The organism is Stenotrophomonas maltophilia group sp. msm1 (genome assembly GCF_032025805.1).
Classification (GTDB): domain Bacteria; phylum Pseudomonadota; class Gammaproteobacteria; order Xanthomonadales; family Xanthomonadaceae; genus Stenotrophomonas; species Stenotrophomonas hibiscicola.
In genome coordinates, this window is sequence record NZ_JAVSKH010000001.1 from 1,623,568 (window position 1) to 1,644,026 (window position 20,459).

The following is a 20,459-nucleotide window of genomic DNA, read 5'->3' on the forward strand; positions in this document are numbered from 1 at the left end:
GCACCTGCCCGGGTAGATGCCAACCCTGGTTGGCACCCTGCGATCCATCATTCGCGCGCGAGCGTATCCAGCGACCAGCCGCCGGCATCCACGCGCAGCACCGATCCCTGTTCGTACCAGTCGCCCAGTACGATGCGGGTGCAGGTGCGTCCACCGGCCTGCAGCGTGTGCACCGCCGGGCGATGGGTGTGGCCATGGATCATCGTATCCACGCCGTGGCGCACGAAGGTGGCATCGACTTCGGCCGGGGCCACGTCGGTGACGGTCTCGAACTGTGCGCGGTCACCCTGCTTCATTTCCGCCTGGCGTGCCTGGCTGGCATCACGCGCCTTCTGCGCGAAGGCGATGCGCGCGGCCAGCGGCTGCGACAGGAACTGCGCCTGGAATGCCGGGTCGCGCGTCTGCGCGCGGAACTGCTGGTAGGGAATGTCGTCGGTGCACAGCAGGTCGCCGTGCTGCAGCAGCACCGGGCGGCCGTACAGTTCGATCACGCAGGGGTCGGGCAGGATGCGCAGGCCGGCGCGGCGGGCATAGTCCTCGCCAAGCAGGAAATCGCGGTTGCCGCGGATGAAGTACACCGGCACGCCGCTGTCGAAGAGTGCCTTCAGTGCGTCGGCCACCGCATCGGCGGCGGGTGAGGGCGTGTCGTCGCCGATCCAGGCCTCGAACAGGTCGCCCAGGATGTACAGCGCATCGGCGCCGGGCGCCTGGTCGCGCAGGAAGCGCAGGAACAGGTCGGTGATCTCCGGACGGCTGGGGTCCAGATGCAGGTCGGAAATGAACAGCGTGGTCATGCCTGCATTCTAGGCCATCAACGATGACGGTAGCGCCGGGCCACGCGCGGCCGGTGCAGCGGCCATCACACCGGCAGCGGCAGCCAGGCCAGGCTGGCCGATGCCAGCAGGATGGCGATGCCGGTGGCGGCCAGTACATCGGACGGGTAGTGCAGGCCCAGTACCACCCGCGACAGCGCGACGCCGAAGGTGAAGGGAACCAGCAGCGGTGCCAGCCACGGGTAGTAGGCCAGCGCGACGATGGTGAACGACACCGCGTGCAGGGTGTGCCCGGAAGGGAAGCTGAACTCGTCCAGCGGCGCCACCCAGGCGCGGATGCGCAGATCGGCCGCATACGGGCGAGGGCGTCGGGTCCAGCGCTTGAGGCCCTTGTAGAGCAGCAGTGCGGCCAGCCCGGTGGCGGCCATGTGCACCGATGCACGCAGTCCGTCGAAGCCGTCCAGCAGCACCAGTGCGCCCATCAGCACGTACCAGAACACGCCATCGCCGAGCCGGCTGATGACCGAGAACAGCCGGCGCACACGGCGACGCCGGCAGTAGTGGTTGGCCCGGCGGCACAGCCGTGCTTCGCGGCCGGCCAGCAGCTCAAGCGGCGTAGTGCGCATGGCCGCTCCTCCGCGACTGGGCCAGCTCGGCCAGCAGCGCATCGAATTCGGCAACCACCTGCTGTGGATGCAGGCGCTTCATCGCACGCGCGGCGCTGCTGCCCAACTCGCGGCGCCGTGCATCATCGGCGGCCAGCTGCACGGCTGCCTCGATGAACTGCTCATCGTTTTCCACGGCCGCGCCGTTCTCGCCGTCACGCAGGTATTCGCGAGCCGCGCCATAGTCGAAAGCGACGGTGGCCAGGCCGCTGGCCATGCTTTCCAGGGTCACGTTGCCAAAGGTCTCGCTGCGGCTGGGGAACAGGAACAGATCGCCGCTGGCGAAATGCCGGGCCAGCGCATCGCCGCGCTGGATGCCGCAGAAGATGAAGTCGGGATTCTCATGGGCCAGCTTCTCGCGGGCCGGGCCATCACCCACCCATACGAAGCGGGCTTTGGGCCGGATCTGCTGCAGGCGCCGGAAGGCTCTCACCGCCAGGCCAAGGTTCTTTTCCGCGGCGATGCGGCCGACGTAGATCGCGACCAGGCCATTGCCGTCCACGCCCCATTCCTCGCGCAGCGCCGGGTCGCGCCGGCCGGGATCGAACTGCTGGCTGTCGACCGCGCGCGCCAGCTGGCGCACGCGGTCGAAGCCCTGTTCAACAAGGAACTGCTGCAGTTCGCGGGTGGGCACCAGGGTTGCATCGGCCTGATTGTGGAACCGGCGCATCCAGCGCATCGCCGCGGCCTGCAGCCAGGCCACGCCGTAGTCGGGCAGGTACTCGTCGAAGCGGGTGTGGAAGCCACTGGCGACCGGAATGCCAAGGCGGCGTGCGGTGCGCAGCGCCGACCAGCCCAGCGGGCCCTCGGTGGCAATGTAGACCGCATCGGGACGCTGCTGCTGCCAGTGGCGGTTGAGCCGGATCGGCGCAGGCAGGCCGAAGCGCAGGCCGGGGTAGCGCGGCAGTGCGGCGCCCGGAACCAGCAGCGTGCCTGGCGCCGAGTCCAGCGCTTCGCTGGTCTGGCGTGGCCGGATCAGGTCGATGTCATGGCCGGAAGTGCGCAGTCCCTGCTCCAGGCCCTGCACGGTGAGGGCAACGCCGTTCACTTCCGGCGGGTAGGTCTCGGTGACGATGGCATAGCGCATGGCGGGCCTCCGGGTTTCCGGCATGCTCGGGCCTGGCGATGTAGCGGATATGACCGCTTTGCGACCACGGGATGACGGCCGTCCGGTTGCCGTGGAGCCACGGCCCCGAAGGGCCGTGGCGGTGCCGCAGCAAGCGCGGCGGATCAGAAGCGCTGCTGGTATTTCATGTAGATGAAACGACCAATGTCGAAGCCACCGTAGTAGGAGAAATTGGCGCTCGGCTGGCTGTACATGACCGGACCCTGGCGGCCGAACACATTGTTGGCACCGATCGAGACGGTCGCATCCCATGGCAGGTTGTAGCGTGCCTGCACGTCGTGGAAGGTGACCGATCCGCGACGGTTGTAGTCACGGCTGCCGCTGAACCATGGTGCGCGCTGGTCGGGGTGCGAACACTCGTTCGGATACTCATCAACGCCCAGGCAGCGCTCCTTGACCGCAGAGAAGTAGCGCAGGCCCCAGGTCAGGCCGAGGTTGCCGCGTTCCCAGCCAAGCGATGCGTTGGAGCGCACGCGGAAGCCGATGCCACCGTCGGTGGCGATGCCATTGCTGGGAATCGGCGGTACATCCGCCTCGTTGGTGGTCCGTTGCTCCGCAGCGACCACATAGGTGGTCTTCCAGTCGGCGCTCAACGTGCCCCAGGAGGTTTCGATCTTGTGGCCGATCTCCAGGTCATAGCCTTCGGCCTGGCGGAAACCGCTGTTGCGGCTGCCATAGCTGAGCGTGTTGACGATGCCCAGCTCCGGGTCGCGGGTAAAGCTGCCGCAGCGCTCGGCGATGCCCAGTTCGTAGCAGTCGCGGAGGATGTCGTTGGGGTGGTCGGCGACAATGGTGTTGTCGATGCGGATCTTCCACCAGTCCAGCGCGATGTTCAGCCCTTCGGCAAACGTCGGGCTCCACACCAGGCCCAGGGTGCGGCTGGTAGAGGTTTCCGGCTTCAGGTCGGGATTGGAACCGTTGGTGAAGGGCAGCGGTGTCTGCCCGCTGCTGCCGGTGATCGGCTCATTGCCCTGGCCGAGCTGGCGGTAGCTGTCTGCATTGGCGATGTCGGCGGCGCAGCGTGCACGCACCTCCGGGCTGCTGGCGGCCGCGCCATACACCGTATCGCAGGGGTCACGGAAGCCGGTGGTGAAGGTCTGCGAACCCCCACCGTACAGATTCGCGATGGTCGGTGCACGGAAGCCCTGCGCCCAGGTGCCACGGACCAGCAGCTGGTCGATCGGCTTCCACGACACGCCGAACTTGCTGTTGAGGGTTCCGCCGAAGGTGGTGTAGTCCGAGTAGCGCGTTGCCGCGTCGAGGGTCAGCTGGCGTGCACCGGGGAGGTCGTGCAGCAACGGCACGCTCAGCTCCAGGTAGGCCTCGTCGACGCGGTAACCCCCTCCAGTGGGGCCCGCCGCCAGGTTGGTGGTGGCCCCGGTCTGGGCCAGCGCGTCGGGAATGAAGCGCCCCTCCTCGCGGCGGCTCTCCACGCCCAGGGCGAAGCCCAGTTCCCCCGCAGGCAGCGTGGCAAGGCCTCCACTGAGGCTGGCGAACAGGTTGCGGGTGGTGTTTCTGCCACGGGTGATTTCCTCGGGGAACAGCCAGTCCTGCAGTTCGCTGTTGCCGGTCAGGCCGTAAGGGTCATCCTGGCCATACGGCACCAGCGGATTCCAGGGCTTGCAGCCGGCAATCGGTGCCTCCGGTGTACCGCATTCCACCTTGCCGGTGGCCGGGTTGTAGAACGAAGGGCCGGTGGAATCGGCGACGCGCTGCTTGTGCAGGTTGCCGGTGGCACGCTGCTCCAGTTCGCTGCGGTTGTACTGGTAGCCGGCTTCCCAATCGAACTCGCGACCGACGAACTGGAAGCTGCCTTCAAACGCGGCCACACCCTGCCAGGTGGTCAGTTCGCTGATGCTGACCCGCGGAATCTCCCAGGTGCGGCGGTTCCAGTGCACGTCGCTTGGGTGTTCATAGCCGTGGTGGCTGCCGAACGGGTTGAACCAGCTGTCGGCGGACATCGGCGTGATGCCGGCCGCAGCGGACTGGAACGGATAGCCGGCGACCTGGCGCGTGGTGGTACGCCGGTTGTAGGCCAGCTGCGTACTGAAGCGGACCTGGTCGTTCATATCCATGCGTGCGTCGACAAAGAGCGAATCGCGCTTGATCGGTGTCTGCACGTGCATCTGCTCGTTGCTGTTGCTGACATCACCGGTGAACGGTGTGTTGTCACTGAGGTGGAAACTGTCCGGCCCGCCCGGCTGGCTGCCGCGGTCGAGGGAATAGCTGCAGCCACGGCTGCTGCTGCAGCCCGGGCCCTTGAAGCCGACGATGCGCCCCCACTGCCCGACCGTGGTCCAGCCATCGTCCGGATGACGATCGGTGTAGCTGTAGGCGCTGAAGCCGCGGTCCTTGGCCCATACGCCCTTCTCTTCGACATGCTCGGCGGCGACGCTGATCGAGGCGCGGTCGTTCGACCAGCCGGCAACCACGTCGTACTGGGTGCGCGCACCGTCACCTTCGCTGAACTGCCCGTGGTAGACGTTGGCCGCCACGCCCTGGACGTTGCGCCGGGTGATGATGTTGACCACGCCGGCCATCGCGTCGGAACCGTAGATGGCCGAAGCGCCGTCCTTCAGCACTTCCATGCGCTCCACGGCAGCGGCGGGAATGCTGGAAATGTCCTGGTAACCCGAAGTGGTCATGCCCAGGCGCTTGCCGTTGACCAGCACCAGCGTGCGCTGCGCCCCCAGCCCGCGCATGTCCACGTAGCTGCCGCCGGAGGCTTCGCCACTGCTGAGCGGGCTGGCGCGGCTGAGCGCGGGGCTGCCGGTCGCGGTCAGGTTCTGCAGGATGTCCGCGACGGAATTGAAGCCCTGCCGCTCGATGTCGGCGCGGCTGATGGTCAGCACCGGCTGTGCGGTTTCCAGGTCGACCTGGCGGATGCGCGAACCGGTGATCTCGATACGGTCCAGCGTGGTGGCTTCCGGTGCATGCTGGGCGAATGCGGGGGCGGCCAGTGCGGTGGTGGCCGTCATCGTCAGTGCACGACGGATCGCCAACCCCAGTTCGGGAATACGGATGGTCATGGGTCTCTCTCTCGGTCTTCGAAGTCTTCGGAACACAGCCAAGCGGGGCTGCGTAAATGCCACCGCAGTGGTGGACGTTCGAACCTAGTGAAGACGGGCGTGGAGACGTATGGGCAAACGACGAAAGCACCGTAGACAGTCGTGACGCTTCTGCACAAAGCAGAAGTAAATCAATCGATTGCTGCAAACAATGGCCGTGCGGCGGAAGCAGATCAGAGGACCGTGCCCCTGATTGAACGCATCAAGGTCAATGTGGAAAGCGACAGTCTGCGCGGAGGCAGAAAAAAACCACGGCCCCGAAGGGCCGTGGTCGTCGAGCTTCAACAGCGTGGATGGATCAGAAGCGCTGCTGGTACTTCATGTACATGAAACGACCGATGTCGTAGCCACCGTAGTAGGAGAACGACGAGTTCGGCTTGCTGTACATCACCGGCGCTTCCTTGCCGAACACATTGTTGGCACCCACCGACACGGTTGCATCCCACGGCAGGTTGTAGCGGAACTGCACGTCGTGGAAGGTCACCGCGCCCCGCTCGTTGTAGGCGGTCGGCGACTTCAGCCACGGGGCCAGGAAGGTCGGATCGGAGCATTCGTCGGCATACCGCGAGGCGTTGAGGCAGCGCTCCTTCACGCCGGAGTAGTAGCGTGCGGTCCAGCTGACGCCGAAGTCACCCACATCCCAGCCCAGCACCAGGTTCGAGCGCACGCGGAACGCAAGGCTGGTAGCGGTGCCGATGGTGTTGGCAACGCCGTTGATCGGCGTGATCGCATCGCGGACATCATTGGTGGAGCGGTAGACGTTCTTGCTCACATAGGTACTGGTCCAACCTGCGCTCAGCTTGCCGTAGCCGGTGTCGACGCGATAGCTGACATCCAGGTCGTAGCCCTCGGTCTCGGCGAAACCGGCATTGCGGTTGCCGAACTTCAGGCCGGTGACGATGCCGTTGGACGGATCGCGGGTGAAGCGGCTGCAGCGCGATTCGATGCCCTGCTCATAGCAATCCTTCAGGATCTGGTTGGGGCTGTCACCGACGATGGTGTTGTCGATGCGGATCTTCCACCAGTCCAGCGCCACGTTGAAGTTGCTGAGGAAGGTCGGGCTCCACACCAGGCCCAGCGTTTTGCTGGTCGAGGTCTCCGGAACCAGCAGCGGGTTGGAGCCGGACACGAACGGCGTCGGGGTGGCATCCTGCGCCGTGGTTACCGGCGTGTTGCCCTGCTTCAGCTGGCGGAAGTTGGCTGCATCGGCGATGTCACGTGCGCACCGTGCGCGGACTTCGGCACTGCCTTTGGCCGAGCCGAACACGGTGTCGCACGGGTCGCTGAACTGCGCGAAGGTTTCCGAACCACCACCGTACAGATCGTTGATGGTCGGTGCGCGGAAGCCCTCGGCCCAGGTACCACGGACCAGCAGCTGGTCGATCGGCTTCCACTTGAAGCCGAACTTGCTGTTGAGCGTGTTGCCGAAGGTGTTGTACTTGGAATAGCGGGTAGCGGCATTGAAGCTCAGCTCGCGTGCGCCGGGCAGGTCGGCCAGCACCGGCACATTGAGTTCCAGGTAGGCTTCCTTCACGTTGTAGCTGCCACCGGTCGGGCCAGCGGCCAGGTTGGTGGTGGCACCGGTCTGGGCGAGAGCGTCGGGGGTGTAGCGGCCATCTTCCTTTCGGCTTTCCACACCGAAGGCGAAGCCCAGGTCGCCGGCCGGCAGGGTCAGGATGCTGCCGGACAGATTGGCGAACGCGTTCTTGGTGGTGGTCCGGCCGGTGGTGTGCTCCGCCGGGAACAGCCAGGCCATCAGCTCTTCATTGCCGGTCAGTCCGTTCGGATCGTTTCTGCCGTAGGGCACCAGCGGGTTCCACGGCGTGCAGCCGCTGATCACCGCGCCCGGACGGCCACACATCACCTTGCCGGTGGCCGGATCCAGGAACGACGGGCCCACGGCGTCACGCACGCGCTTCTTGTGCAGGTTGCCGGTGGCGGTGGCGGTCAGCTCGTTGCGGTTGTACTGGTAGCCCACGTCCCAGTCGAAGTAGCGCTGGCCGATCTCGAAGCTGCCATCCAGCGACACTACCGCACGGTAGGTCTTCAGTTCGCTGGTGCTCACGCGCGGGATTTCCCAGGTGCGGCGGTTCCAGGCCACGTCGGTTGGCCTGGCATAGCCGTGCTGGGTGCCGAACGGGTTGAAGTAGCTGTCCTTGGACATCAGGCCGGTGGCGGTCGGGTCACCGGAGATGGACACCGAGCTGGACTGCAGCGGGTAGCCTGCAATCTGGCGCTCGGCCGAACGCTTGTTGTAGCCGAATTCGGTGCGCAGGTTGACCTGATCGGTGATCTTGAAGCGACCGTCCAAGTACACCGAATCACGCTTGAGCGGATACATGACGTGCATCTGTTCGTTGGCGTTGCTGACGTCGCCGGTGAACGGGGTTGCGTCGGTCAGGTGGTAGTTGGCCGGGTTGGTCGGGTCAGCGCCGCGGTTGAGCGAGTAGCCACACCCCTGGGTGGCGTTGGTGCAGCCCGGGCCGCCCTTCAGGCCGGTAACCTGGCCCCACTGGCTCAGCGTGGTCCAGTTGGAGGCGTCGTTCGGGTGGCGGTCGCTCACGCCGTACTTGCTGAACCAGCGGTCCTTTGCCCAGACGCTCTTTTCTTCGGAGTGCTCCAGTGCCAAGGTCAGCGACACGCGATCGTTGCTCCAGCCGCCGACCACATCGAAGCGGTCACGGGCACCGTCGCCTTCGCTGTACTGGCCGTGGTAGACATTGGCGGTCACGCCGTTGACGTTGGAGCGGGTAATGATGTTGATCACGCCCGCCATCGCGTCGGAACCGTAGATGGCCGAGGCGCCGTCCTTCAGCACTTCAATGCGCTCCACCGCAGACACCGGCAGCGAGGACACGTCCTGGTAGCCGGAGGTGCTGATGCCCAGACGCTTGCCATTGACCAGCACCAGGGTGCGCTGCGCGCCCAGGTTGCGCATGTCGATATAGGTGCCGCCGGTGTTCTCGCCAGCGCTCAGCGCGTTGGCACGGCTGATCGCCGGGCTGCCCATCGCGGTGACGTTCTGCAGGATGTCGGCCACCGAGCTGAAGCCCTGGCGCTCGATGTCCAGCCGGCTCAGTGCCAGGACCGGCTGAGCGGTCTCCACGTCCACCTGGCGGATGCGCGAGCCAGTGATCTCGATGCGATCCAGGATGGTCGGCGCGGCGGTGCCGCCACTCTGGGCGAACGCAGGCAGGGCGGCCAGCGCCGCCGTGGTTGCCAGGGCGTAGCGGATGGCCTGCCCCAGGGGGGTAGTACGTGAAGTCATGACGAGCTCTCTCTCTCTAAGGTCGTGCAGGGACGCCAAAAAAGGGCGTCGAAGAAATCGGCCGCCGACAAGCGGACCGATGACCCGATAGTAGTCTCGTTGGTTAAGTCTCTGTAAAGAGGATATGTCGGTTTGTACCAGCTTTCTTCATCAGATTTCACGAAAGCTCAACAAAAGCAGTCGCTTAGCGGTCACGCTGAATGCGCTTGCTCGACATGATCTGCTGCATCGCAGCAGATCTACGCGGGGCACGTGCGCGAACTGTAACGGTGTGTGACCTTCTCCCCTCGTGGGGGCGCGGCGCTCAGGCCACGAACGGCCGGAACTGGATGCCCAGCCCGGCGATGCCATCGGTCTCGCCGATCAGGTCCGCGCGCAGCAGCGGCCGGGCATCGATGAAGGCCTGCGGCACGATCAGCGACAGGCGGTTGTCGTCGGCGGTCAGTTCCAGTGCCGGCAGCGGATCGTCCTCATGGGCACGGTTGAGCAGCACCGCCAGGCGCAGCAGGGCGGCCAGCCGACGTGCGGTCAGCAGCAGGCGCTCGGGCAGGGCGTCGAAGGCGGTCTTGGTCACGCTGCGGCGGTGGCTGCGCACCAGCGCGGCCAGCATCTGCTGCTCCTGGCGCGAGAAGCCGGCGATATCCGAGTGCTCCAGCACATAGCTGCCGTGCACGTGGTAGCCGCTGTGCGCGATCATCAGGCCCAGCTCGTGCAGGCGCGCGGCCCAGCCGAGCATGCGCGCATCGTCGGCATCGAGCCTCCAGCGATCCTGCACCTGTTCCAGCAGCGATAGCGCGGTCTCCTGCACCCGCTCGGCCTGCACGGTATCGATGCCGTAGCGCTGGCTGAGTGCGGCCACCGATTCATCACGCAGGTCGTTCTCGCCGGCGCGGCCGACGATGTCATACAGGATGCCTTCGCGCATCGCGGCCTTGCTCACCAGCAGCTTCTGCAGGCCCAGCGCCTGGAACGCGGCTTCCAGTACCAGGATCCCGCCGGCGATGATCGGGCGGCGGTCGCTGGACAGCCCGGGCAGCTGGATGTCGTCGATCTTCTTCGCCTTCAGCAGTTCATCGCGCAGCTGCGGCAGGGCCTCGGCGGTGATCGCGCCCTTGCTCAGCTTCATCGTCGCGCAGATCTCGCTGATCGCCTTGTGCGTGCCTGAAGAACCCAGTGCTTCCTGCCAGCCCAGCGCGCGGTACTTGCTGGCGAAGGGCTGGAACTCACGGCCGATCTCGGCCAGCGCATCCTTCCAGCGCTTCTTGCTCAGCTTGCCGCCAGGGAAGAAACGCCGTGTGCTGGCGATGCAGCCGGCCTGCAGGCTTTCGCGCTCCAGGGTCTGCATGCCCATGCCGATGATGAATTCCGTGGAGCCGCCGCCGATATCGATCACCAGCCGGCGCTGGCCGGGCTTGGGTGGTTGCGCATGGGCCACGCCCAGGTAGATCAGGCGCGCCTCTTCGCGGCCGCTGACCACTTCGATGGCATGCCCGAGCGCGGTTTCGGCGGGAACCAGGAACGACTGCGGCGAGCGCAGCTGGCGCACGGTGTTGGTGGCCAGCGCACGCACCCGGTGCGGCGGCACATTGCGGATGCGCTGGCCGAAGCGGGCCAGGCATTCCAGGGCACGTTGGCGTGCAGCGGAAGAGAGACCACCCTTGCCATCCAGGCCATCGGCCATGCGCACCGTCTCGCGCAGGCGGTCGATCACCCGCAGCTGACCGAGCGTGTAGCGCGCGATGACCATGTGGAAACTGTTGGAGCCAAGGTCGATGGCGGCCAGCAGGTCGCCATCCTGCAATGCGGGCGGAGTCGTGGTGGTATGCGGCATGGACGAATGTTAGCCGAAGGGGCGGTGTGCTCGTCACCGCGCGGCCTTCACATTTTGGAAGGAGGCGTGCAGCACGATGGCAAGGGGTCAGATCCCGCTGTGGGAGGGTGCCGACCGTTGGTCGGCACTGATCGAATCCCGACCAGCGGTCGGGATCCACCGGGGCAGGACTACAGCCCCTGCATCAATGCCATCTGCGCGGAATGCGGCGCTTCGTCGTGCGCCGGCGCGCGCTTGTGGTAGATGCCGTCGGCATCCAGTTCCCAGGCGTTGAGATTGTCGTCCAGGTAGTTCTGCAGCACTTCGCGATAGACCCGCTTGGCCAGCTCCGGGTCGAGGATCGGGAAGCAGGTCTCGACCCGGCGCAGCAGGTTGCGCTCCAGCCAGTCGGCGCTGGCGCAGTACATTTCCGGAGCGCCGTCGTTGCCGAACCAGTAGACGCGGCTGTGTTCCAGGAAGCGGCCGACGATCGAGCGCACGCGGATGTTGTCCGAGATGCCCGGCACACCCGGGCGCAGGGTGCAGGCGCCGCGGATGATCAGGTCGATCTGCACGCCGGCCTGCGAGGCCGCGTACAGGGCGCGCACCACCTGCGGTTCGTTCAACGCGTTCATCTTGGCGATGATCCGCGCCGGGCGGCCGGCGGCGGCGATGCGCGTCTCGCGCTCGATGCGGCCGAGGATGCCGGTATGCAGAGTGAAGGGCGACTGCAGCAGGCGCTTGAGCTTCATCTTCGAGGCGAGGCCGGACAGCTGCTGGAACAGCAGGTGCACGTCGTTGCCGATGTCCGGGTCAGCCGTGATCAGGCTGATGTCGGTGTACGCGCGGGCGGTACCGCTGTGGTAGTTGCCGGTGCCCAGGTGTACATAGCGGCGCAGTTTGCGGCCTTCGCGGCGCACGATCAGCAGCATCTTGGCGTGGGTCTTGTAGCCGACCACGCCGTACACCACCTGCACGCCGGCCTCCTGCAGGCGATCGGCCAGGCCCAGGTTGGCTTCCTCGTCGAAGCGCGCGCGCAGTTCAACCACCACGGTCACGTCCTTGCCGTTGCGCGCGGCCTGGATCAGTGCATCGACGATCAGCGAATCCTTGCCGGTGCGGTACAGGGTCTGCTTGATCGCCAGCACGTTCGGATCGATCGCCGCCTGCCGGATCAGGTCCAGCACCGCGGTGAAGGCATCGAACGGATGGTGCAGCAGCAGGTCCTGGCGTGTCACTGTCTCGAAGATGCCGTCGCTGTCGCGCAGGGTGCGCGGGGTCATCGGCGGGTACTTCAGGTCCGGCTGCGCGATCAGGTCGTACAGCTGGATGATGCGGTTGAGGTTGACCGGGCCATCAATGCGGTAGACCGCGTTCTCGGTCAGGCCGAAATTCTGCAGCAGGGTGCGCACGATCTCACGCGGCATGTCGTGGGCGATCTCCAGGCGCACCGCCGGCCGGTAGCCGCGGTCCACCAGCTCGTCGCGCAGCGCCAGCGCCAGGTTTTCCACTTCCTCCTCATCCACCACCAGCTCGGAGTTGCGGGTAACGCGGAACTGGTAGGCGCCCTGGACTTCCATGCCCGGGAACAGCTCATCGACGAAGGTGGACAGCACCGACGACAGGAACACGAAATTCTGTGATCCGCCCAGCTTTTCCGGCAGCTGGATGATGCGCGGCAGTGAGCGCGGCGCACGCACGATGGCCAGGTGGCCGGCGCGGCCGAACGCGTCGGTGCCTTTGAGCACCACCACGATATTCAGCGACTTGTTGAGGATCTTCGGGAACGGATGCACCGGGTCCAGGCCCAGCGGCGACAGCACCGGCATGATCTCGTTGCGGAAATAGGCGCGCAGCCAGCGCCTCTGTCGATCGGTCCAGGAATGGCGGCCGAGCACGCCGATGCCGGCGTCCATCAGCGCCGGGCGCAGCGTCTCGTTCCAGCAGCGGTACTGCTGGTCCACCAGTTCGGCGGCGCGGTCATGAATGGCGCTGAGGATGGCCTGCGGGCTCATCCCGTCCGGTGCCGGCGGCAGGCCGAATTCCTGCGCGTGGCGCACGGCGGCGGCGCGGATCTCGAAGAACTCGTCGAGGTTGGTGCAGGAGATGCACATGAAGCGCAGGCGCTCCAGCAGCGGCACCTGCGGGTCCATCGCCTGGGCCAGCACGCGGAAGTTGAAATCCAGCTGCGACAGCTCACGGTTGATGTACAGCGCCGGGTCGCGCAACGGATCGTTGTCCGGGCTCACGGGGAGGGGGAGGGATCCGAGGCTGCTCATGGCGTCATTCTTCGATGGAGGTCAGGGGGGCGGACTCGCGCGGGCGCACGTGGTCGGCATCGAAATGGCAGGAGAACACCGAGCCCTTGCCGACTTCGCTTTCGATCTCCAGCCGTGCGTGGTGCAGGCCGAGGATGTGCTTGACGATCGACAGGCCCAGTCCGGTACCGCCACTCTCGCGTGAGCGGCTGCTGGAAACCCGGTAGAAGCGTTCGGTCAGGCGCGGCAGGTGCGTGGCGGGAATGCCGTAGCCGGAATCGCGCACGGCCAGCACGGCGCCGTCGCCCTCGCGGCGGAACTCCACCGCGATGCGGCCACCGGCCGGGGTGTAGCGCACCGCGTTGGTGACCAGGTTGGAGAAGGCGCTGTGCAGCTCCTTGGTCGAGCCCTGCAGGTCGACGCCGGCCAGATCGTCGATGCTGATCTGGTGGCGGCCCTGGCTGTGCGCTTCGGCCTCGCGGCGCAGGGTTGCCAGCATCGGCTGCATGGCCACGGTCTCTTCCTCGCTGTGTTCCTGCGATTCCAGGCGCGACAGCGTCAGCAGGTCTTCCACCAGCTGGGCCATGCGCTGGCTCTGCTTGCGCATTTCCTCCAGCATCGGTCCGGTTCCCGGGAAATCCTCCGGGTCCATCATGTCCAGGTAGCCGTGGACCACGGTGAGCGGCGTGCGCAGTTCGTGTGAAACATTGGCCACGAAGTCGCGGCGCACCTGTTCCAGGCGAAGCAGCTTGCTGACGTCACGCGCGATCAGCAGCCAGTAATCCGACGAATAGGGAATCAGGCGCAGGTTCAGGCGGATCGCCGGGTCGACCGGCGAGGGCACGTCCAGGATCGGCTCGGCGTTGCGGCCACCGGCCAGCCAGTGCGCCAGCGGCATTGGCTGCAGGCGTTCGACCAGGGCCTCGCCAAGGTCGCCGGGATGGTGCAGGCCGAGCAGGGCGGTAGCCGCTTCGTTGAACCACTGCACGCGCTGGCTGTTGCGGTCCAGCACCACCACCGCATCGGGAAGCGCGGCGGCAGCGGCGCGGTAGCTGCGCAGCATGTCCAGCAGGCGGCGCTTGCGTACGCGCATTTCCACCTGGTTGCGGTACAGCAGGCGGTCCAGCTCGTTCCAGACGCCGCTGCCTTCCTCGGCGGTGTCCCAGCGCTGGCGCGCGGTCAGCCGCCGCAGCACGCTGCGCAGCCGCCAGTAGTGCCAGGCCAGGGTGGCCAGCGCGCCCAGTGCGATGCACAGCCACAGATGCCCCGAGAGCCACCCCACCAGTCCGGCGAACAGCAGCACCGCGGCAACGGTGGCCAGGGTCTTCAACCAGGCAGAGCGGATGTGGCGGGGCATTGCGATCTCGTCGTTGAGGTGCGGCGGTTCACTGGGGTGAACCGAGGGTTATAGCAGAGTTGCCGGCGCCGGCACCCGCAGGTGCTTGGCGCCGGCACGACGAGACTCAGGTGGCAGTGGAGAAACGGTAGCCGGCGCCGCGCACGGTCTGCACCATGTTCTCGGCGTTGAACGGTTCCAGCGTCTTGCGCAGGCGGCGGATGTGCACGTCGATGGTGCGCTCCTCCACGTACACGCTGCCGCCCCACACATGGTCCAGCAGCTGGGCGCGGGTATAGACGCGCTCCGGGTGGGTCATGAAGAAGTGCAGCAGGCGGTATTCGGTCGGGCCGATCGGCACCGGCTGGTCATTGGCGAATACGCGATGCGCCGCGCCATCGATGCGGATCGGGCCGACCGCCACGCTGCCGTCCTCGTCGTCCTCGCGGGCGCGGCGCATCACCGCGCGGATGCGGGCCAGCAGTTCGCGCGCCGAGAACGGCTTGACCACATAGTCGTCGACGCCGGCTTCAAGGCCGCCAACGCGGTCGTTCTCTTCACCGCGCGCGGTCAGCATGATGATCGGCACTTCGCGGGTCAGCGTTTCCTTGCGCCAGCGACGGGCCAGGTCCAGGCCACTCGTACCGGGCAGCATCCAGTCCAGCAGGATCAGGTCGGGGACGCGGTCGGCGATCGCAGTCTGGGCCTCCCGGGCATCGCCGGCGTGGACCGGTTCGTAATCGCCCTTGCGAAGGGCGAAGGCGACCATTTCACGGATCGCGGGCTCGTCATCGACGATCAGGATGCGTTTCTGCACGAGGACACCGTAGGGCTCGGTTACTGGAGTGGTGCCAGTAGACTACGGTTTGATGACATGTTTGTGACTACCCGGCTTGGAACCGGCTGGGACTGCCATCGGCCGGTCATGCAGCGCTCAGCGCCGGTCCAGGTCCGGATCCTGCACACCCTGGCGGCGCAGCTCCAGCACGGTCGGGGTGATCGATTCGATGCGCGCGTCAACCCGCGCACGGCCGATGTAATCCAGTGCCGGGTTGCGCTTGAGCGCCTGCAACTGCAGCAGCGCCTGCTCCGGCCGTCCGCTGAGGAAGGCCGCCTCGGCATAGGCCTCGCTGGCACGCACGCTGTCGCCGGCCAGCTCGCTGGCGCGGGCATATCGCTGCTGGAAGACCGGATCGTTACCGCTTTGCGACAGCAGGGGCCGCAGCATGGCCTGCGCGCGCTGGCCGGCCTCACGGGTACCCTGTTCGTTCAGGATCTCGGCATAGGTCAGTGCCACCGGGCGGCTGTTCGGGTGCTGGCGCAGCAACTGCTCGAAGCGGCTGTTGGCCTGGGCGGCCTGGCCGGCCCGTGACTCCGCTTCGCCCAGCGCCAGTGCCAGCCACAGGTTGTCCGGCCGGGCCTGCAGCAGGCCGGCCAGGGTCTGCCGGGCCTGGATGGCGCCGGCGCGACCGCCGCGCATCACCGCCAGCGCCTGGCCATAGCGCTGGGCATCGTTGAGGCCGTCCTTCTGGCGCTTGGCCAGATCGGCGTACTCGCGTTCCAGCTCGGGCGTGGAGTCCGCGCTGAGCACGCGCAGGCGCTCGCGCGCCCAGTCGAAGTCGCCACTGGCGCCGCGGCTGAGCTGGCCCATCGGGATGCGCAGCACGTTGCTGGGCAGCAGCGGGTTGTTTCCGCGCAGCAGGGGCTCGGCCAGGCTGGGGTCGGCCGGGTCCACGCGCTCCCTGCGCTCGCCGCTGGGGGTGGTGGTGGTCAGCAGCACCGTGTCCTTCTTCATCTGCTCGGCGCGGGCCTTGGCCTCGCTGATGCGGGTGATGTTGACCGGGTGGGTGCGCAGGAACTCGGGCACGCTGTAGCCGCCTTCGTTGCCGCGCATCGCCGATGCCATCCGTTCGAAGAAGCCGGCCATGGCATCCACGTCGTAGCCGCTGCGCGACAGCGTGCGGATGCCGAGGCGGTCGGCCTCGGACTCGTTGGAACGGGTGTAGTTGATCTGCCGCTGCTGCATCAGGCCCATGCCGGAACTGATCGCGGCCATGGTCGCGTTGCCGGATGACGTGCTGTTGCTGGCCTGCGCGGCCACCACCGCCGCCAGCATGCCCAGCAGGATCGGGATCTGGTCGCGCTGGGCGCGCTCTACCCCGCGCAGCACGTGCTGCTGGGTAACGTGGGCGATTTCGTGGGACAGCACCGCGGCCACCTCGTCCTCGCGCTCGGCGGTCAGCACCAGGCCGGCATTGACCCCGATGTAGCCGCCGAGGGTGGCGAAGGCGTTGATCTGCCGGTCCTTCATCACGAAGAAGGTATAGGGCTGCCGTGGCTGGTCACTGTTGGAGCCGAGCCGGGTACCCATGGTCTGCAGCCAGTCGTTCACCAGCGGGTCGTCCAGCAGGTAGCCATAGTTGCGCAGCTCGCGCAGCATCATCGCGCCGTACTCGGCCTGGCGGGCCGGGGTCAGCAGCTCACCGGCCGAGGAGCCGATGTCGGGCAGCTTCTCCTGGGCCTGGGCCAGCGGCACGGCCAGGGCCAGGGTGACGGCGGTAGTCAGCAGCAGGGCTCGCAAGCAGGGGGTCCTCGGGCGGGGCGCGCCAAGCGTGGCAGGGCAGGGGGCAACCATTCGTTAATCCACAGTGTTGCGGCCGTGGCGTGGAAATTCCAGCGCACCGGTACCATATGTAGACCGTCGATCCATCGTGGAGTTTCCCGTGACAGCCCAGACCGCCGGCGGTGCCCCCGCCATCACCATCTATTCCACCGCCGTCTGCCCGTACTGCGTGGCCGCCAAGAACTTCCTGAAGAGCAAGGGCCAGCAGTGGACCGAGGTCCGCATCGACCTGGACCCGGCCGAGCGGGAGAAGATGGTGGCCAAGACCCGCCGTACCAGCGTGCCGCAGATCTTCGTCGGCGACGTCCATGTCGGCGGCTACGACGACATGATGGCCCTGCACCGTGAAGGCAAGCTCGAGCCGCTGCTGGCCGGGCAGGGCCAGGCATGAGCGCGGCCGACGACGGCAGCAAGGACCGCATCGCCGAGTTCACCGACTTCCGCAAGCGCATGAACGAACGCATCCTGGGCGAACCGAACCAGGTGGTGCGGCGCTTCTTCGCGCTGGACACGCAGACCTACCAGGCCGGCGCGCTGGACGTGAAGACCAAGGAACTGCTGGGCCTGGTGGCTTCGATGGTGCTGCGCTGCGACGACTGCATCAGCTACCACGTGGCCCAGTGCAAGGACGCCGGGGTGACCCGCGAAGAGTTCTTCGAGACCTTCTCGGTCGGCCTGGTGGTCGGCGGTTCCATCGTGATCCCGCACCTGCGCCGCGCGGTCGACTTCCTCGACCAGCTCGAAGGCGGCGCCGCCGCGCCAGCCGCGCACGAGCACTGAGGGGCGTGCTGGCCGCGGGCCGGCATCGCCTGAATCCGGCATGGCCGGGGTTGCCGGCCAGCGGCCGGCACTACCGGACCTGCAAGGGGGCCTTCCCCGCAATCCAACAGTCCAGGAGCCCCCTTGTTGTTCAAGGGGGCGCGCCGACAGGCGCAGGGTTAAGGCGGGATGCGCGGGCAATTCTGCCTGAGCCGGGGACTGGGACCATGGTCTATTTGGGACCTCGGCCCCGGCTCAGGCATAATTGCCGGTGAAACTTCCTTTGCGCCGGCGTTTCCGGGCACGTCCGGACGGCGTTTTTCCCCCTGTTCGGAACATCGATCAATGACGCAGAAAATTACGGTCATCCGCGGCGACGGCATTGGCCCGGAAATCATGGACGCCACCCTGTTCGTGCTCGACCAGCTCAAGACTGGCCTGGAGTACGAAGACGCTGACGCCGGCCTGGTGGCCCTGGAAAAGCACGGCGACCTGATGCCGGCGGTGACCCTGGAATCGATCGCGCGCAACAAGGTCGCGCTGAAGAGCCCGCTGACCACCCCGGTCGGTGGTGGCTTCACCTCGATCAACGTCAGCCTGCGCCGCCATTTCGATCTGTACGCCAACGTGCGTCCGGCCCACACCTTCCCGAACACCAAGTCGCGTTTCGACAACGTCGACCTGATCACCGTTCGTGAGAACACCGAAGGTGCCTACCTGGCCGAAGGCCAGGAAGTGTCTGCCGACGGCGAGACCGCGTTCTCCGGCACCCGCATCACCCGCAAGGGCTCCGAGCGCATCGTGCGCTACGCCTTCGAGCTGGCCAAGAGCACCGGCCGCAAGAAGGTCACCGCCGTGCACAAGGCCAACATCATCAAGTCGACCTCGGGCCTGTTCCTGAACGTCGCCCGTGAAGTGGCCGCGCAGTACCCGGACATCGAATTCCAGGAAATGATCGTCGACAACTGCTGCATGCAGCTGGTGATGCGTCCGGAACAGTTCGACGTGATCGTCACCACCAACCTGTTCGGCGACATCATCTCCGACCTGTGCGCCGGCCTGGTCGGCGGCCTGGGCCTGGCCCCGGGTGCCAACATCGGCAAGGACGCGGCGATCTTCGAAGCCGTGCACGGCACCGCGCCGGACATCGCCGGCCAGGGCAAGGCCAATCCGTGCGCGCTGCTGCTGGCAGCCGCGCAGATGCTGGACCACATTGGCCAGCCGGAAAACGCCGAACGCCTGCGCAAGGCCATCGTGGCGACCATGGAAGCCAAGGATTCGCTGACCGGCGACCTGGGCGGTACCGGTACCACCATGAGCTTTGCCCGGGCCATCGCCAGCCGCCTGTAAGCGGCTGGCATTCCGGCTGGAGATCGCCCTCGGGCGACGTCCAGTCGGGGCCGCGGAGCGTTGAAGACGGGCCGTCCTTGTACGGCCCGTCTACGTTTTCAATCGCGGGATTTGACCAACAGGATGTTTCCAGATGCCTGAGGCGGCCGTGTGGGTCGTGGCGGCCGTTGCCGTCTATGCCATCGGCGTGGCGATCTACGCCACCTTCTACTGGCCGTGGTCCCGTGCCCAGCGTGCGCTGCGCCGCTTGAGCAGGCATGGGGTGCCCCTCCGCAGCCTGCGGGAGAGCGAGGCGCGCATCCTGCGGTTGGTCGAATTTCCGGCAGGATTGCCTGTGTATCTGCTCGAAGGCAACTGTGCGGCATTCGTGATCAGGAGCAGGATCTCTCCGGCCCAGCATGTGCAGACGCTGGCCGGCGTCCCAGTGAAGTATCCGGCAGGCCTTGCACATGCCGTGCGTATGGGCAGCAATACCGCCGAAGTGGTGCTGGATCGTGACCACGCGATGATCGTGCGACTCAATGGGGTCAAGCTGGCCTGGTAGAGCTCGACACTACATGAGCCGTCTGTGCAAAAATCGCACAGATCATGTACCGATACGTGGCTGGTTGGTGCGCCATTCGCTCCGCATCCTGTGCCCACTTTCCACTGCACAGGAGTCGCTCCATGAATCTCACCGCCTTCGGCCTGGCCAGCCTGATCGGCATGGCCGCCACCACTCCGGTCGTCGCCGCCGAGCCGGCCCATCCCACCATCCGCCATATGGCGGGCGCGCCGGTCGCGGCCTCGCTGGATGCGGCGAAGACTGCGGTGTTGGTGATCGACTTCCAGAACGAGTACTTCGACGCCAGCGCCGCGCCGGGCTTCGCCGGTGGCCGCATGGTCATTCCCGATGGCGTGGCCGCACTGCGCCAGGCCAAGCGGGTGGTCGCGTTCGCCGATGCCCACGGCATCCGCGTGATCCACGTGCAGCATGTGTTGCCGGCCGGCGCACCGCTGTTCGCGCTGGGCAGCGTCAATGCCGACTTCCATCGCGACCTGCAGCCGCGCAAGGGCGAGACCGTGGTGCAGAAGGACAACGTCAGCGTGTTCGCTGGCAGCTCGGCCGCGGTGCTCGACACGGTGCTGAAGCATGCCGGTATCGACACCCTGATCGTCACCGGCCTGCAGACCCATGCCTGCGTCGCCGGTGCTGCGCGCGACGCGGCGGCGGCGCCGCGCGGCTACCGGGTGATCGTATCGTCCGATGCCAGCGCCAGCCGGGACCTGGACCTGGCCGGTGGCCAGCGCATCGATCATCGCGCGCTGCATGACGCCTCGCTGGCGCAGATCGAAGACGCGTTCGGGGATGTCATGAGTACCGACGCGATCCTGGCGTTGCCGGTGCGCAAGGCTGGCGACGGCGCTTGATAAGCTGGCGGGG

The 20,459-nt window shown here is 66.6% G+C and carries 15 protein-coding genes; 5 read left to right on the forward strand and 10 right to left on the reverse strand.

Annotated features, from left to right (window positions below):
- Positions 1-47: 47 nt before the first annotated feature.
- From lpxH to ROV95_RS07305, 10 genes are all read right to left on the reverse strand, one after another.
- Positions 48-794: a UDP-2,3-diacylglucosamine diphosphatase gene (lpxH, locus tag ROV95_RS07260; protein ID WP_019659544.1), complete on the reverse strand. Its 747-nt coding sequence runs from the start codon at positions 792-794 to the stop codon at positions 48-50.
- A 65-nt stretch (positions 795-859) separates the two neighbouring features.
- A complete protein-coding gene (locus ROV95_RS07265; protein ID WP_010483928.1) occupies positions 860-1,399 on the reverse strand; it encodes a phosphatase PAP2 family protein in 540 nt (179 codons plus the stop codon).
- Positions 1,380-2,525: a glycosyltransferase family 1 protein gene (locus tag ROV95_RS07270; RefSeq protein WP_312543727.1), complete on the reverse strand. Its 1,146-nt coding sequence runs from the start codon at positions 2,523-2,525 to the stop codon at positions 1,380-1,382. Before ROV95_RS07270 ends, ROV95_RS07265 begins: the two co-directional genes overlap by 20 nt.
- Positions 2,526-2,668: 143 nt before the next feature.
- Positions 2,669-5,593 carry a TonB-dependent receptor gene (locus ROV95_RS07275; RefSeq protein ID WP_227844982.1) on the reverse strand — a complete coding sequence of 975 codons (2,925 nt, stop codon included), beginning with the start codon at positions 5,591-5,593 and terminating at the stop codon, positions 2,669-2,671.
- A 337-nt stretch (positions 5,594-5,930) separates the two neighbouring features.
- Positions 5,931-8,900 (reverse strand): TonB-dependent receptor, encoded by a 2,970-nt coding sequence (locus ROV95_RS07280; RefSeq protein ID WP_312543728.1) that lies wholly within the window; start codon positions 8,898-8,900, stop codon positions 5,931-5,933.
- A 304-nt stretch (positions 8,901-9,204) separates the two neighbouring features.
- Positions 9,205-10,731 carry an exopolyphosphatase gene (gene ppx, locus ROV95_RS07285; RefSeq protein ID WP_019659539.1) on the reverse strand — a complete coding sequence of 509 codons (1,527 nt, stop codon included), beginning with the start codon at positions 10,729-10,731 and terminating at the stop codon, positions 9,205-9,207.
- 170 nt (positions 10,732-10,901) lie between these two features.
- Positions 10,902-12,989 carry a polyphosphate kinase 1 gene (gene ppk1, locus ROV95_RS07290; protein WP_019659538.1) on the reverse strand — a complete coding sequence of 696 codons (2,088 nt, stop codon included), beginning with the start codon at positions 12,987-12,989 and terminating at the stop codon, positions 10,902-10,904.
- A gap of 4 nt (positions 12,990-12,993) precedes the next feature.
- Positions 12,994-14,325, reverse strand: a complete 1,332-nt coding sequence (gene phoR / locus ROV95_RS07295) for a phosphate regulon sensor histidine kinase PhoR (RefSeq protein ID WP_019659537.1) — start codon at positions 14,323-14,325, stop codon at positions 12,994-12,996.
- Between the two features lie 106 nt (positions 14,326-14,431).
- Positions 14,432-15,121, reverse strand: a complete 690-nt coding sequence (gene phoB, locus ROV95_RS07300; RefSeq protein WP_005408258.1) for a phosphate regulon transcriptional regulator PhoB — start codon at positions 15,119-15,121, stop codon at positions 14,432-14,434.
- Positions 15,122-15,238: 117 nt separating this feature from the next.
- Positions 15,239-16,939, reverse strand: coding sequence for a M48 family metalloprotease (locus ROV95_RS07305; protein WP_251103210.1), 1,701 nt, complete (start codon positions 16,937-16,939; stop codon positions 15,239-15,241).
- Between the two features lie 88 nt (positions 16,940-17,027).
- Between ROV95_RS07305 and grxC the strand changes: the two genes are divergently transcribed.
- The 5 genes from grxC (at position 17,028) to ROV95_RS07330 (ending at position 20,446) form a co-directional block, all read left to right on the forward strand.
- Entirely contained in the window at positions 17,028-17,318 is a 291-nt protein-coding gene (gene grxC, locus ROV95_RS07310; protein WP_019659535.1) for a glutaredoxin 3, read from the forward strand.
- Complete coding sequence (locus ROV95_RS07315; protein ID WP_005408260.1) at positions 17,315-17,707, forward strand: carboxymuconolactone decarboxylase family protein; 393 nt, start codon at positions 17,315-17,317, stop codon at positions 17,705-17,707. Before grxC ends, ROV95_RS07315 begins: the two co-directional genes overlap by 4 nt.
- A 324-nt stretch (positions 17,708-18,031) precedes the next feature.
- Positions 18,032-19,036 (forward strand): isocitrate dehydrogenase, encoded by a 1,005-nt coding sequence (locus ROV95_RS07320; RefSeq protein ID WP_058980324.1) that lies wholly within the window; start codon positions 18,032-18,034, stop codon positions 19,034-19,036.
- A 133-nt stretch (positions 19,037-19,169) separates the two neighbouring features.
- Positions 19,170-19,580, forward strand: a complete 411-nt coding sequence (locus tag ROV95_RS07325) for a hypothetical protein (protein WP_312543739.1) — start codon at positions 19,170-19,172, stop codon at positions 19,578-19,580.
- A gap of 122 nt (positions 19,581-19,702) precedes the next feature.
- Positions 19,703-20,446: a cysteine hydrolase gene (locus ROV95_RS07330; protein ID WP_312543741.1), complete on the forward strand. Its 744-nt coding sequence runs from the start codon at positions 19,703-19,705 to the stop codon at positions 20,444-20,446.
- Positions 20,447-20,459 lie beyond the last annotated feature (13 nt).